Origin of the sequence: Marvinbryantia formatexigens DSM 14469, assembly GCF_025148285.1 — a bacterium.
Lineage (GTDB): Bacteria > Bacillota > Clostridia > Lachnospirales > Lachnospiraceae > Marvinbryantia > Marvinbryantia formatexigens.
Map to the genome: position 1 here is coordinate 4,049,603 of NZ_CP102268.1, position 14,958 is coordinate 4,064,560.

The following is a 14,958-nucleotide window of genomic DNA, read 5'->3' on the forward strand; positions in this document are numbered from 1 at the left end:
CAATGACAGATAGAAAATTTGTTTTTATGAATATGCTGTGGCGCTTTGCAGAACGTATCGGCGCGCAGGGAGTATCTTTTCTGGTTTCTGTGATATTGGCGCGCTTTTTACTTCCAGAGGAGTATGGCGTTGTTTCGCTCATAATGGTATTCACGTCAATTTTAAGTCTGTTTATTGATGCCGGGTTTAAAAATGCACTGATTCAGAAAAAGGATGCTGACCAGCTCGATTATTCTACGGTATTTTATTTTAACGTCGGCATGGGGATTCTGCTTTATCTGGTAATGTTTGGAGCAGCGCCGGCGATTGCCCGCTTCTATGGTGAGTATACATTGGTACCGTATATCCGCGTGATGTCTTTGACGTTGATTCTTGGAGGCATTAATGGCGTACAACAGGCAATCGTCGCAATACGTATGCAATTTAAACGTTTTTTTTATGCAACGCTTGGCGGGACATTGGTTTCAGCAGCGGTAGGTATATGGATGGCATATAGAGGCTATGGTGCGTGGTCGCTTATCGTACAGCGCCTTGTTAATCAGACGATGGATACCGTTATTTTGTGGATCACAGTCCGGTGGAGACCTTCGCTGGCATTTTCTGCCGACAGGCTGAAGCCAATGTTTGCTTATGGAAGTAAGATTTTTCTTTCTTCGCTGATGAATAATGCAACAACAAAGCTTGCCAGCCTTTTAATCGGATTGTTTTATTCTGCGGAAGAACTGGCATATTACGAAAAGGGAAATCATATTCCGGATCTGCTGATTGCAAACGTGCAGACATCAGTGCAAAGTGTTCTGATGCCGGTAATCGCAAAACAGCAGGATGAAAGAGCGGAGGTAAGGATAATTCTCCGGCGTTCGATTATGACAAGCAGTTATATTATTTTTCCGTGTATGACAGGTCTTGCGGCGTGTGCAGCTCCGCTTGTGCGTCTGCTATATACCGAAAAATGGAATATTATGATTCCTTATATGCAGATTTTTTGCATTGCTTATATGCCCTGGCTTATACATACTGCAAATCTGCAGGTGATACAGGCACTTGGATACAGCGATATTTTTTTGAAAATAGAGCTGATAAAACAGGGACTGGATTTTGTATTGATCCTTGTTGCCCTGCCGCATGGTCCCCTGGTGCTCGCTGAAGCATATGCTCTGGAAGCATTGATTGCATTTTTTATTAATGCGTACCCGAACAAAAAACTGGTAGACTATGGCTGCCGGGAGCAAATGCGGGACATTTGTCCCGTGCTCCTGTTGAGTATATTTATGGGAGTATGTGTATTGGCGGTGGGACAGCTTCCGTTGGCAGATATCTGGAAGCTCCTGCTGCAGGTGATATCCGGCGTTGCTGTTTACTTTGGGGGGTCTGTGATTTTTAAACTGGAAAGCTTTACTTATATGCTGAAATTTGCCGGTGATTTTTTTCGTAGGAAATAGAACGGCTTGATGGGAGGAGGAAAAATGGGAATGGATAAAATATTTGTTACGCGTTCTTCGATGCCGGAGCTTGCGGAATATGTGACGGAAATCAGTGGGATGTGGGAGAACCACTGGCTGACTAATATGGGACCTAAACATCAGGAGTTTCAGTCAGAATTAGAGAAATATCTGGGAGTAGAAAATGTGGAGCTGGTAACAAATGGGCATATGGCATTGGAGCTTACGCTTCAGGCAATGCATCTGCAGGGCGAAGTGATTACAACGCCGTTTACCTTTGCATCTACAACACATGCGATTATCCGCAGCGGACTGAAACCGGTGTTTTGTGACATTGATCCTGTCACATATACGATGGACGTCCGGAAAATCGAAGCGCTGATCACCGATAAGACTTGTGCGATCCTGCCGGTACATGTTTATGGAAATGTCTGCGATATAGAAGAAATAGAGCGAATCGCGCATAAATACGAACTGCGAGTGATTTATGACGCGGCACATGCTTTTGGAGAGACCTATAAGGGAAAAGGAATCGGAAGCTTTGGAGATGCTTCATGCTTCAGCTTTCATGCTACAAAGGTATTTAACAGCATTGAGGGAGGGGCAATCTGCTTCCAAAATAAAAATCTTGGGAAAACAATTTATGAGTTAAAGAATTTTGGAATACACGGTCCGGAGGAAGTGTGTGCGGTAGGTGCAAATGCAAAGATGAATGAGTTCTGTGCGGCAATGGGAATTTGTAATCTAAGACATGTGGAAGAAGAAATTGCAGGGAGAAAGCGGGTGTCTGACCGGTATCGGCAGCATCTGGAGGGAACGGACGGTTTGATTCTGAATATACAGCAGAATGGCGTACGTTCAAATTATGCGTATTTTCCAATTATAATAGATGAGAAAAAGTTTGGCGCGGGCCGCGCAGAGATATCAGACAGGCTTGCGGAGCAGGGAATATATGTGCGAAAGTATTTTTACCCGCTGACCAGTGCCTTTGATTGTTTTCACGGGGAATATGACGTGTCGGAGACACCGGTAGCCCTGCATATCAGCAAACGGGTTCTGACTCTGCCGCTGTATGCCGGTCTCGATATGAAAGACGTGGACCGCATATGTGAAATTATTTTACAATGCAGGAAGCAGAGCTTACGATAACCGGTGAAAAAGTGATTGCTTAAAGAGGAGGAAATTTATGAAGCTTGGTGTCATGCAGCCATACTTTTTTCCATATATCGGTTACTGGCAGCTTATGAATGCAGTGGATACATATGTGATTTTTGATGATGTTGCATATATCAAAAGAGGCTGGATTAACCGAAACCGGATTAAAATGAATGGGACGGTACAGAGAATTGGCATTTCGATAAAGCATGCGAGCCAGAATAAAAAGATAAATGAACTGTATCTGGCGCAAAGTGAAAAGGAGACAGCAGGGTTTTTCCGGAGTCTTGAACTGTCTTACAAAAAAGCGCCATATTACGACCGGGGAATGGCGATTGCTGAAAAAGCGTTGTGCGGTGGCAAAGAAAATCTTGCAGAATTTCTTGCGGAAAGTATGTTTATTGTAGCAGATTATCTGGGAATACATACAAAGTTTCTGTTTTCGTCCTCGCTGGAGAAAGATGAATCCCTAAAGGCACAGGATAAGATTCTGGAGATTTGTCATATCCTGGAAGCGGATACCTACATAAACGCGGCAGGTGGCAGGGCGTTGTATCATCCGGATGTTTTCAGAAAACAAGGAATTGAGCTTAGATTTCTGGAAACAGATGGAGATATCGTGTATCCGCAGGGAAAGGGGGATTTTATTCCAAATCTTTCGATTCTGGATGTCATAATGTATAACGAAAAAGAGGATATCAGACGGCTGTTGGAAAAATATACGTTTTGTTAAAAAAGAGAGAGGAATCATTGATTATGAAACAGAAATTATTATTTATGGGAATTGATACAAGTACCAGGGATGCTGTAGCCTATGCCAGAAGCATTGGCGTGGAAACAATTATTACGGATGCCAGACCTTTTGGGAGCAGTCCGGTGAAACAGATGGCAGACCATGTCTGGCAGATTGACGTGAAGAACCTGGATGAGCTGCAGGCGCGTTGCAAAAAGGAACAGATTACCGGGATATATGCCGGCAATCACGAATTCTGTCTGGACATGACAAGGGAACTGACGCGGCGGCTGGAACTGCCTTTTTATGCTTCCGAAGAAGGATGGGCGTGTGCAAGGGATAAAGCAAGATTCAAGGAACACTGCATGGCAGTCGGGCTGGATGTGCCACAGCGGTATTTTGTGAAAAAACCATATACACAGGAGATGTTCGCGAAAATTTCGTATCCGGTGATTGTAAAACCGGTGGATGCCTGCGCGCAGAGAGGTTTAACTTTGTGCGGCAGTGAGGAAGAACTGATCACAGCGTATGAAAAAGCGCTGCAGTATTCACAGAAAAAGGAGGTTATTGTGGAAGAGTTTATAGAGGGTGAAGAAGTATCAATGGAATACTTTTTCCTGGATGGGCATCCGGTTTTTTGCCGCATAAACGACCTTTTGCCGGTTTCTGTAAATAATCGTCCCATTTTTTGTTTTATCTGGCAGCAGAGCAGGCACAAAGAAAAATATCTGCGGGATACCGCCGACAAAACAGATGCACTATTTCAACGAATGCAGTGCTATTTAGGAGCTGCTTTCCTGCAGGCGATTTATCGTGACGGGAAGTATTACTTTCTGGAATTTGGATACCGGATAGACGGAATTGGCTCATGGACTACAGAGAAAAGGATTGACGGCTACAGCAAAGTAGAAAGAATGGTTGATCTTGCGCTCGGCAGGCCATTCTCACCGAAACAGATTATTTTGCCGGAAAAGAACGGTGTCGGGGCGTTATATTTGCCGCTGGTCAAAGCCGGTAAAATAGATGCTATTTCCGGTCTGGAGACAGTACGGTGTATGGAGGGGGTAGATGTTTCTCTTGAGCGTTTTCATATAGGAGATGAGATCAAAGAATCAAAGGATATGTATCAGCTTGCTTATTATCTTGGAATCTGGGCGGAGAAGGAGGCGACGCTACTCGACAGACTGAAAGAAATTCAGTCTCTGCTGAAAATATGTGACCACGACGGAAATAATCTTTTGATACCATTTGACGGAGCAACTGTTCGCGAAATACTTCGCGACATATAAAAAGCAGAAAATAGAATGAAAAAGAAAAGTTTTTTAAAAAGAATAACAGCACTGGCGACCGGATTTCTGGTAATCGGAATTGCCATACCGTACTTTACAGAGACAGCGGATGTGCTGGTTGATTTTTCAGAGGGAAAAGGGGAGATCCGTGCGGTCAATGGCATAAATAACGGACCGAAATCCGGGTATCAGGGAGACGGGCAGTGGTCTCTGGATGCAACAGAAATTTACCGTGAGCTTGAAATACCTTTTGTGCGTACGCATGATTCAGAGTATCCTTACGGCAGTGACCGATTTATAGATATTCACTGTATATTTCCGGACTTTTCAAAAGATCCGGAAGATCCGGATGCGTACAATTTTGAAGGAACAGACGAGTATCTTGTTGCGATTGCAGATGCGGGAGCAGAGGTGTTTTTGCGCCTTGGAGAATCTATTGCACCGATCGGGGATGAGATAGACGAGGTATGGCGGGAACGTGATAAGAACCAGTATATTCATCCGCCGGAGGATTATGAGAAATGGGCCGCTGTCTGTGAACACATTATACGTCACTATAATGAGGGGTGGAATGACGGATTTCATATGGATATTACTTATTGGGAAATCTGGAACGAGCCGGATACCGGCAGGATGTGGACGGGAAGTCCGGAAGAGTTTTACGAGTTGTATAAAGTGACGGCACGTTATTTAAAGGAAAGGTATCCGGACATTAAAATCGGCGGCTGCGGTTTTTCTTCCGTTTCAGAAGAGGCGGTTGAAGAGTTCCTTTTGGCGATTACAGCGGATGGAACAGAAACCCCTCTTGATTTTTTTAGCTGGCATACCTATTCGGATTCTCCCGGTTCCATTGCAGGGAAAGCGGATCTTGTGCGAAGCACGTTGGACGCAAATGGGTATGAAGATACGCTTAGTGTGATCAGTGAATGGAATTATACTGCAGGATGGAATGAAGCGGACTACACAGAAACGTGGGAAGTAATCCGTTCTCAGAAGGGCGCGTCATTTATTGCTGCGAGTATGATTACAATGCAGGAGCACGATGTGGATATGGCAATGTATTATGACGGACAATTCGTTTCTGATCAAATTGCCTGGTGCGGTCTTTATCTTTCGGAGGAAGAATTACTGCCGGGGTATTATGCCTTTGCAAATTTCCGGCAGTTGACAGAAAAGAGCCGGCAGGTAACTGTCACTGGCAGTCAGACGGAAAAAGCGAATTTGGATGGACTGTATGTATGTGCAGCAGCAGGGGGTACTAATGGCATCCTGCTTACAAACTATAATCCGGATACAGAAGCGGCTCTGTCATTCAGCCTGAAGTTTACCGGATGGAAACACCGGGCAGTAATTACCAGATACAGCGCCGGGAACCCGGAAGGAGAAGGAAGCACATGCTTTTTGTGGATGAACCGTCTGGAAATTGAGCTTGAACCTTATGAAATTATGTATATTGAACTGAAATAAACAGATGTTGCATTTCTATTGTTATTTATCTTAGTTAATTTCATATCATGGGACAAACACATTTGTCTCATGATATCTCTGCGATTTTTGCGTAATATACTTCTGAACCCCGAAAAACGTTCTCAGTGGACCACTTCTTTTCACAGCAGCGGCAGAATTACAAGATGATAAATCACAGGTCCAAGAATAGCCGGCAGCATATTTGCCAGTCGGATGCCCTTGTTCCAGAGCAGATTGATGCCCACGCCGGTAATCAGCACCGAGCCCATCATGGATAAATCACCGATGAGCGCATCCGACAGAAACGGCTGGATGACGTGTGCAAGCAGTGTAATGCTTCCCTGGTAAATGCCGAGGGGGATGGCGGCGAACGCCGCGCCAATACCCATTGTGGAGGCAAAAATCAGTGTAATCACGCAGTCGAGCGCTGCTTTTGCGGTGAGCATGGAAAAATCGCCTGTCAGACCGTCCTGCAGCGGACCGATGATTGCCATAGCGCCGATACAGATTACCAGCATATTTGCCATGAAGCTTTCCACAAAACGCGCATCCTTAGAGGCGCCGACCGCTTTTTTGATGCGCTCGCCAAGAACCGTGAGGCGCTCCTCAATCCGCAGCAGCTCCCCGATCAGGGTGCCAGGCACCAACGAAAAAATAATCAGCATCGTTCCGGTGACTGAAAAAGCGCCGTTTTCGTACACCAGCATTTCCAAAAGAACGCCGCTGATACCGATAAACAGCGTACAGAGTCCGAGTGCGTGCATCAGAGATGTTTCGTATTTTTTTATTGCCCCGGCATTGATAAATCTGCCGAGGACGCCGCCAAGTATGACGGCGGCTACATTAATCAGTGTGCCCATACATTTCTTTTCCTGTTCGTATTTTCTGTTTCGAATTATACATCAGCAGACCGCTGATGTAAAGAAGCATTTACTGTGTAAACCGCGTGTGAGCAAATGCTATTCGCGTATAATGGTTGGTATACAGTACTAGAAAACAGGGAAATACTAAAGATGAAAAGAAAGGAAAATGAAATGGAACATGTTATAACAGAAGAAAGACTGAGGATGTTTGAGCAATCGATGCGCAGGGATGAGAAAAGCGATGCCACTGTCCGGAAGTACCTGCATGACCTTCTGGCTTTCCGGGAGTATACGGGCGGAGGATGTCCGGTTACCAAGGAGGTTGTAATTGCGTACAAACAGTACCTGATGGGGCGGTACGCCGTGGCAAGCGTAAATTCCATGCTGGCGGCATTAAATTGTTTTTTCAAAGAGTACGGATGGTATGACTGCGTGGTGAAATCCCTGAAGGTGCAAAGAAAATCCTTCCGGCGAAGTGACAGAGAGCTTACCAGAGAGGAATACTACCGGCTGATAAGCACCGCCTGGGAAAAGGGAAATGTCCGGTTGTCACTGATTATGCAGACCATCTGCTCCACCGGGATACGTGTGAGCGAGCTGGAGTTTATTACAGTGGAGGCGCTGCGCAGTCGCAGAGCAACGGTTTCCCTGAAGGGAAAAACAAGAGTTGTACTGCTTCCGGCGGAATTATGCCGTATACTCCGGAAATACGTGAAAGAGCACAATATCTCAGAAGGCTGCATTTTTGTGAGCAGGAGCGGGAAGCCGCTGGACCGCAGCAACATATTTCACGATATGAAAGCGCTGTGCGAGACTGCCGGGGTAAATCCGGAAAAAGTATTCCCGCACAACCTGCGCCATCTGTTTGCTATCACTTATTATGATGTGGAAAAAGATATTTCACATCTGGCGGATATTCTCGGACACGCAAGCATTGATACGACCCGCATTTATACAATGGTAAACGGTGAAGAACAGGCAAAGCAGATTGACAATCTGAAGCTTGTGATATGAAAAAAGAACCATATAGTGCGTATGTTTTCTGAATTTCAGAGCCCGGAAGCCGGATGATTGCTTGAAATAAAAAGGCGCTTATAGTATGATAATAATACATAGCAGAAAATTGTACGGTGTATTATATGTGTTATCAGAGAGGTGTGTTTTCGTATGCTGAAAAAACTGCCGGTTGGAGTTGACGGGTTTAAAAAAATTATCACAGAGGATTTTTATTACGTAGATAAAACAATGTTCATAGAGGAGCTTCTGCAGAACTGGGGCGAAGTCAATCTTTTTACCCGCCCGCGCCGGTTCGGGAAAACGCTTATCATGGATATGCTGAAAAACTTTTTTGAGATAGGCAGTGACAGAAATTTATTCGATGGTCTGAAAATTTCGCAAAAAAAAGAGTTATGCGAAATGCATTTGGGACAGTATCCGGTAATATCGCTGACGCTGAAAGATGTAAGCGGAGAGGATTTTTCTTCTGCGCGAAATGCACTTTGCAATAAAATCGGAAAAGAAGCACTGCGATTCCGCTTCCTTGCTGACAGTACAAAGCTGTCAGAAGAGGAACGTGCCATGTATATGCAGCTTATCCGGGTTGGAAATGACAATGGCGCTATTTTTACGGTGCCGGATGCCGTTCTTGTAGAAAGCCTTGGGACGCTTACGCAGCTTCTTGCAAGGCATTATGAGAAAAAGGTGATTGTTCTGATTGATGAATACGATGTGCCGCTGGATAAGGCATATCAGAACGGATATTATGATGAGATGATACCTTTTATCCGCAGTCTGTTTGGAAATGTGTTGAAAACGAATGATAATCTGCAGTTCGCCGTTCTGACTGGGTGTATGCGAATTTCACGGGAAAGTATTTTTACAGGATTGAATAATTTGAAAGTATATACCGTCATGGATACCAGATTTGACGAATATTTTGGCTTCACCGACGCAGATGTGGATACGATGCTTGCATTTTACGAATTGACGGCTTATAAAAATGTAATGCAGGAGTGGTATGATGGGTATCTTTTTGGAAAGGCTGGCCTGTATTGTCCGTGGGACATTATTAATTATTGTGATAAATTACTTGCGGACAGAGATTCGGGACCGGAAAACTATTGGGCGAATACGAGTGGGAATGATCTGATACGCCGTTTTATTGAAAAAGCAAATCAGACGACGAGAGATGAGATTGAGCAGTTGATTTCCGGCAGACTGATTCAGAAAGAAATCAGACAGGAGCTGACATATCGGGATTTTGACAGCACTATCGAAAATCTATGGAGCATATTGCTGACGACCGGATACCTAACGGTCAGAGAACGTATTTCTGCCAGAGAATATAAACTGGCGATACCAAATGCAGAGATAAGAGACTTATTTGTTACGCAGGTGAAAGAGTGGTTCCGGGACATATCGCGGGCGGATACGGCGAGAATCAACCGTTTCTGCGAGGCGTTCCCGGCAGGGGATGTTTTGCGGATACAGGAAATGCTGCACGATTATCTGTGGGATTCCATCAGCGTGCGGGACACAGCTGTGAGGAGAAACATGAAAGAAAACTTTTATCACGGCATGGTGCTCGGTCTGCTTCAGAGCCGGGAAAACTGGCTGGTAATATCCAATGCGGAGCTGGGGGAAGGCTATAGCGATATTGCCATCTGCACGCCGGAAAAGACAGGTATCGTAATAGAACTGAAATATGCGGACGATGGCAATCTGGAAAAAAGCTGCGCGGAAGCGTTGGATCAGATTGAAGAGCGGAAATATGCGGATGGTCTCAAAAGAAAAGGGATGAAAAAGATTCTGAAATACGGCATGGCATTCTGCGAAAAGGAGTGTATGGTGGCGATGACGGAATAGTTTTTTCGAAGCTTGCGCTGTCTGCTTCACTGTGGTAAGATTGGAGCCGGACAGGAGGAAATGACTGTCAGTGTCCGGCTCATAGCTGCCGGAATATTATACAAGGGAGAATGAAAAAATGAATATTTGTGTGAGAGGCGGCTGCCGCATTTTTCAGAAGGTTATGAAATACGGCATGTACTTAATGCCGTGGCGGACGCCGGAGGTAATTGAGGGAGAGGACGGACTGATACGGCTGGCGGAGAAGCTGAAAGAGGAGGCGTATCATTGCGTGCTGGTGGTGACGGACAAAAATCTGGCGGAGATCGGGCTGCATCTGGAGCTGACGGACGTGCTGGAGATGTATGAGGTGCCGTATGTGCTGTATGCGGATACGATTCCGAATCCGACGATTTCCAATATAGAGGAGGCGCTTGCTCTTTATAAGGAGGCGCAGTGTGAGGCAATCGTGGCGATTGGCGGCGGCTCGGCGATGGACTGCGGCAAGGTGGTGGGCGCGCGTGCGGCAAAGCCGCATCAGCCGGTCCGGAAAATGAAGGGCATTTTAAAAATACATAAAAAGACGCCGCCGTTTTACGCCATCCCGACAACGGCAGGTACCGGCAGTGAGACGACGCTTGCCGCTGTCATCACGGACGAGAAAACAAGGCATAAGTATCCGATCAATGACTTCCCGCTGATTCCGGATTACGCGGTGCTCGATGCGGAGCTGACGCGCAGGCTGCCGCGGCAGATTACGGCGACGACCGGCATGGATGTGCTGACGCACGCTGTGGAGGCGTATATCGGAAACAGCAACACAAAGAAAACAACGGAACAGGCAAAGTGCGCGGTGCGGCTGGTGTTTGATTATCTTTACCGTGCGTATAAGGATGGCGACGACATGGAGGCGCGCGGCTTTATGCAGGAGGCGTCCTTCCAGGCGGGCGCGGCGTTTACGAGGGCATATGTGGGGAATGTCCATGCGATGGCGCACGCGCTCGGCGGCGCCTACCGAGTTCCGCACGGACTGGCAAATGCGGTGATCCTGCCGTATGTTCTGGATTATTATGGAAAAGCTGTCTATAAGAAGCTTTCTGAGCTTGCAGATGTGGCGGGAATTGCCCTGGAGGAAAACAGTGAGGAAGAAAACGCGAAGCTTTTCATTGCAAAAATACGTGAGCTGAACCGCAAAATGAATATTCCGGAGAAAATCAGCGGCATTCGCGAAAAGGATATTCCGGTGCTCGCCGTCTGGGCGTCGCAGGAGGCGAACCCGCTGTATCCGGTGCCGGTGATTTTTGGACGAAAGGATTTCCGCACGCTTTATCGCCAGATTATGGAGGAAAAGAAATGAGTACCTTAATTGAAGAAGCTGTCAGCAGGCAGCGCGCAAATTTTAATAAGGGTGTTACCAGAAGCTATGAGTTCCGCATCGAGCAGCTAAAAAAGCTGCCGGCGTGGATTCATGCGCACGAACAGGACATTTACGACGCGCTTTACGGGGACTTGAACAAGGCTCCGTTTGAGTGTTATGCGACGGAGATCGGAATCGTGCTGGACGAGGTACAGTATATGCTGAAGCATCTGCAGGGCTGGATGAAGCCGCAGCGTGTGCGCACGCCGCTTACGCAGTTTCCGTCGCAGTGTTTCCGCCTCAGCGAGCCCTACGGCGTCGTGCTGATTATGGCGCCCTGGAATTATCCCTTCCAGCTTTCGCTGGCGCCGCTTGTCGGGGCGCTTGCCGCCGGAAACTGCGCGGTGATAAAGCCGTCCGCCTACGCGCCGCATACATCCGCGCTGCTTGCCCGGATGGTGCGCGAGCTTTACCCGGACTGGCTGGTGACGGTGGTGGAGGGCGGAAGAGAGGAAAATTCCGCTCTGCTTGAGCAGCGGTTCGACTATATTTTCTTCACGGGCGGCGTCAGCGTCGGAAAGCTGGTCATGGAAGCGGCGGCAAAGCACCTCACGCCGGTGACGCTGGAGCTGGGCGGAAAAAGTCCCTGCATCGTGGATGAGACGGCGGACATCAGGCTTGCCGCCCGCCGGATCGTCTGGGGGAAATTTTTAAATGCCGGCCAGACCTGCGTGGCGCCCGATTATCTGCTGGTGCAGAGCAACGTAAAGGAACGGCTGGTGGCGGCGATGAAGAAGGAAATCCGCAGGCAGTTCGGAAAAGAGCCGCTGGAAAATAAAAACTATCCGAAAATCATCAACGAAAAGCATTACCGGCGTCTGGTCCGCCTGATGGAGGACTGCGGGATACTGGCGGGCGGAAAAACGTCGGATGTTTCTATGAAAATTGAGCCGACCATTCTGGATCAGGTGCATGGGGAAAGCCCGGTGATGCAGGAGGAGATTTTCGGACCATTATTCCCGGTGCTCACCTTTGATACGCTGAAGGAGGCGGCCGCCTTTGTGAACGGGCGGGAGAAGCCGCTGGCGCTTTATCTGTTTACAAAAAATAAAGAGAATGAAAAATACATTCTGTCGCACGTCTCCTATGGCGGCGGCTGCATCAATGATACCGTCGTCCACCTGGCGACGCCGCATATGCCGTTCGGCGGCGTGGGCAGCAGCGGCATGGGCAGCTACCACGGAAGAGAGAGCTTTACCACCTTTTCCCACCAGAAAAGCATCATGAAAAAGGCACTCTGGCTGGATCTGCCGCTGCGCTATGCGCCGTACCGGAAATGGGCGCTCTCTGTTCTAAAAAAAATACAGAAGTAATATGGCGATTACGTGTTGAAAAATTGTATTTTAGTGGGTATAATGGATTTATATTGTAAAACAATGAAAGGAGTCAAAGAATCATGGGATTTATTGACGTAATCAAAGAAAGAGCAAGAAGCAATAAAAAAACGATTGTGCTTCCGGAGACAGAAGACCGCAGAACTTTTGAGGCTGCGGAGAAAATTCTGAAGGAGGGCATAGCGGACATCATCCTGGTAGGCAGCGAGGAAGCTGTCAAAAAGGGCGGCGAAGGGCTGGACCTTACCGGCGCGGTGGTTATCGACCCGGCTACTTCCGATAAAACACAGGGTTACATAGACAAGCTGGTAGAGCTGCGCTCCAAAAAGGGCATGACGCCGGAGCAGGCGAAGGAAATCCTTCTGAACCAGTATCTCTACTATGGCGTTATGATGGTAAAAATGGGCGATGCGGACGGTATGGTTTCCGGCGCATGCCATTCCACAGCAGATACCTTAAGACCGTGTCTGCAGATTCTGAAAACGAAACCGGGCACAAAGCTGGTATCCGCTTTCTTCCTTATCGTAGTTCCGGACTGCGAATACGGCGCAAACGGCGCATTTGTATTCGGCGACAGCGGACTTGTGCAGGACCCGAATCCGGAAGAGCTGGCAGCGATTGCCGCATCCTCCGCGGATTCCTTCCGCCTGCTGGTACAGGAGGAGCCGGTGGTGGCTATGCTTTCCCACTCCACAATGGGAAGCGCAAAGCATGCGCTGGTTGACAAGGTAGTTGAGGCGACAAAGATTGCCAAAGAGCAGAATCCGGGTCTGAAGCTGGACGGCGAGCTGCAGCTTGACGCGGCGATCGTTCCGAGCGTAGGTTCCTCCAAGGCTCCGAACAGCGACGTTGCCGGAAAAGCGAACGTTCTGATCTTCCCGAACCTGGATGCCGGAAACATCGGCTACAAGCTGGCGCAGAGACTGGCAAAGGCAGAAGCTTACGGACCTATCACACAGGGTATTGCAAAACCGGTGAACGATCTGTCCCGCGGCTGCTCTGCAGACGATATTGTCGGCGTTGTAGCTATCACGGCGGTACAGTGCCAGGCTGAGGACTAAGAATATCTGCGGCTCTGCCTGGGCGGAGCCGCTTTGAAAAATATCCAGGAGGAAAAGTAGAAATGAATGTTTTAGTTATTAACTGCGGAAGCTCATCCCTGAAATACCAGCTGATCAATTCGGATTCCGAGGAAGTGCTCGCAAAGGGTCTCTGCGAGAGAATCGGCATCGACGGAAGACTGGTTTACCAGAAGGCGGGCTGCGACAAGGAAATCACCGAGGCGGCTATGCCGACGCACAAGCAGGCGATCCAGATGGTGCTGGATGCACTTGTAAACGAAAAGACCGGCGCGATCAAATCCCTGAAAGAGGTGGAGGCAGTCGGCCACAGAGTCGTACACGGCGGAGAGAAATTCGCAAGCTCTGTTGTGATCAACGACGAAGTACTGAAGGCGATCGAGGAGTGCAACGACCTTGCGCCGCTGCACAACCCGGCAAACCTCATCGGCATCAATGCCTGCGCAGAGCTGATGCCGGGCGTACCGATGGTAGCTGTGTTCGATACCGCTTTCCATCAGACTATGCCGGAGAAGGCATATCTTTATGGACTTCCGTATGAATATTATGAGAAATACGCTGTAAGACGCTACGGCTTCCACGGAACAAGCCACAGCTTTGTTTCCAAACATGCTGCAGAGTTCCTTGGTCTGGATCTGAACGATTCCAAAATCATCGTGGCGCATCTGGGCAACGGCGCTTCCATCAGCGCAGTACAGAATGGCAAATGTGTGGATACCTCTATGGGTCTGACACCGCTTGAGGGTCTTGTAATGGGTACCCGTTCCGGCGATATCGATCCGGCGATCATGGAGTACATCGCAAAGAAGGAAAATCTGGATATCGCAGGCGTGATGAATGTGCTGAACAAAAAATCCGGCGTGTTCGGTATTTCCAAAGAGCTGTCCAGCGATTTCCGCGACCTGGAGGATGCGATGAACGACGGAAATAAATATGCGGCGGCGGCTATAGAAGTATTCAGCTACCGTGTGGCAAAATACATCGGCTCCTATGTGGCGGCGATGAACGGCGTGGATGCGATCGCATTTACCGCAGGCATCGGCGAGAATGCGCCACTTGTCCGCGAAAAGGTACTTGGCTATCTTGGTTACCTTGGCATTACGCTGGATGCGGAGGAGAATAAGAAGCGCGGAGAGGATCTGGTTATCTCCACTGCGGATTCTAAAGTAAAGGTTGCAGTCATCCCGACAAATGAGGAGCTGGCGATCTGCCGCGAGACCGTAGCGCTCGTATAAGGACTGCCGCAAAATGCGCGCAGACCCCGGCGCGTAACGGGTTCTGGGTATATCTGCGGATATTTTTGTGAACAGAGTAAACAATAAGAAAAGAGGTCCG

12 protein-coding genes are annotated in these 14,958 nt (G+C 48.0%); 11 read left to right on the forward strand and 1 reads right to left on the reverse strand.

The window, feature by feature from the left end:
* Nucleotides 1–2: 2 nt before the first annotated feature.
* Genes NQ534_RS18915 through NQ534_RS18935 form a run of 5 tightly spaced genes read left to right on the forward strand, consistent with a single transcriptional unit; the run spans nucleotide 3 to nucleotide 6,086 of the window.
* Complete coding sequence (locus NQ534_RS18915; RefSeq protein WP_006861203.1) at nucleotides 3–1,442, forward strand: lipopolysaccharide biosynthesis protein; 1,440 nt, start codon at nucleotides 3–5, stop codon at nucleotides 1,440–1,442.
* 9 nt (nucleotides 1,443–1,451) lie between these two features.
* Nucleotides 1,452–2,591 carry a DegT/DnrJ/EryC1/StrS family aminotransferase gene (locus tag NQ534_RS18920; protein ID WP_006861202.1) on the forward strand — a complete coding sequence of 380 codons (1,140 nt, stop codon included), beginning with the start codon at nucleotides 1,452–1,454 and terminating at the stop codon, nucleotides 2,589–2,591.
* A 37-nt stretch (nucleotides 2,592–2,628) separates the two neighbouring features.
* Entirely contained in the window at nucleotides 2,629–3,330 is a 702-nt protein-coding gene (locus NQ534_RS18925; protein WP_006861201.1) for a WbqC family protein, read from the forward strand.
* 23 nt (nucleotides 3,331–3,353) lie between these two features.
* On the forward strand, nucleotides 3,354–4,619 hold the full coding sequence (locus NQ534_RS18930) for an ATP-grasp domain-containing protein (RefSeq protein ID WP_040782502.1): 1,266 nt from the start codon (nucleotides 3,354–3,356) through the stop codon (nucleotides 4,617–4,619).
* 15 nt (nucleotides 4,620–4,634) lie between these two features.
* Complete coding sequence (locus NQ534_RS18935) at nucleotides 4,635–6,086, forward strand: GH39 family glycosyl hydrolase (RefSeq protein ID WP_006861199.1); 1,452 nt, start codon at nucleotides 4,635–4,637, stop codon at nucleotides 6,084–6,086.
* A 140-nt stretch (nucleotides 6,087–6,226) separates the two neighbouring features.
* On the opposite strand, the gene NQ534_RS18940 is transcribed toward NQ534_RS18935, so the two are convergent.
* A complete protein-coding gene (locus NQ534_RS18940; protein WP_006861198.1) occupies nucleotides 6,227–6,946 on the reverse strand; it encodes a DUF554 domain-containing protein in 720 nt (239 codons plus the stop codon).
* Nucleotides 6,947–7,099: 153 nt separating this feature from the next.
* Here NQ534_RS18940 and NQ534_RS18945 point away from each other — a divergent pair, with 153 nt between their 5' ends.
* From NQ534_RS18945 to NQ534_RS18970, 6 genes are all read left to right on the forward strand, one after another.
* A complete protein-coding gene (locus NQ534_RS18945) occupies nucleotides 7,100–7,963 on the forward strand; it encodes a tyrosine-type recombinase/integrase (protein ID WP_040782500.1) in 864 nt (287 codons plus the stop codon).
* 153 nt (nucleotides 7,964–8,116) lie between these two features.
* Nucleotides 8,117–9,814, forward strand: coding sequence for an AAA family ATPase (locus NQ534_RS18950; protein ID WP_074679800.1), 1,698 nt, complete (start codon nucleotides 8,117–8,119; stop codon nucleotides 9,812–9,814).
* Between the two features lie 118 nt (nucleotides 9,815–9,932).
* Complete coding sequence (locus NQ534_RS18955; RefSeq protein WP_006861194.1) at nucleotides 9,933–11,150, forward strand: iron-containing alcohol dehydrogenase; 1,218 nt, start codon at nucleotides 9,933–9,935, stop codon at nucleotides 11,148–11,150.
* A complete protein-coding gene (locus NQ534_RS18960; RefSeq protein ID WP_006861193.1) occupies nucleotides 11,147–12,523 on the forward strand; it encodes an aldehyde dehydrogenase in 1,377 nt (458 codons plus the stop codon). The genes NQ534_RS18955 and NQ534_RS18960 overlap by 4 nt, the downstream gene beginning before the upstream one ends.
* An 83-nt stretch (nucleotides 12,524–12,606) precedes the next feature.
* The gene (pta, locus tag NQ534_RS18965; protein ID WP_006861192.1) at nucleotides 12,607–13,605 is read left to right on the forward strand and encodes a phosphate acetyltransferase; all 999 of its coding nucleotides are present in this window, start codon (nucleotides 12,607–12,609) and stop codon (nucleotides 13,603–13,605) included.
* 62 nt (nucleotides 13,606–13,667) lie between these two features.
* Entirely contained in the window at nucleotides 13,668–14,858 is a 1,191-nt protein-coding gene (locus NQ534_RS18970; protein ID WP_006861191.1) for an acetate kinase, read from the forward strand.
* Nucleotides 14,859–14,958: the final 100 nt, after the last annotated feature.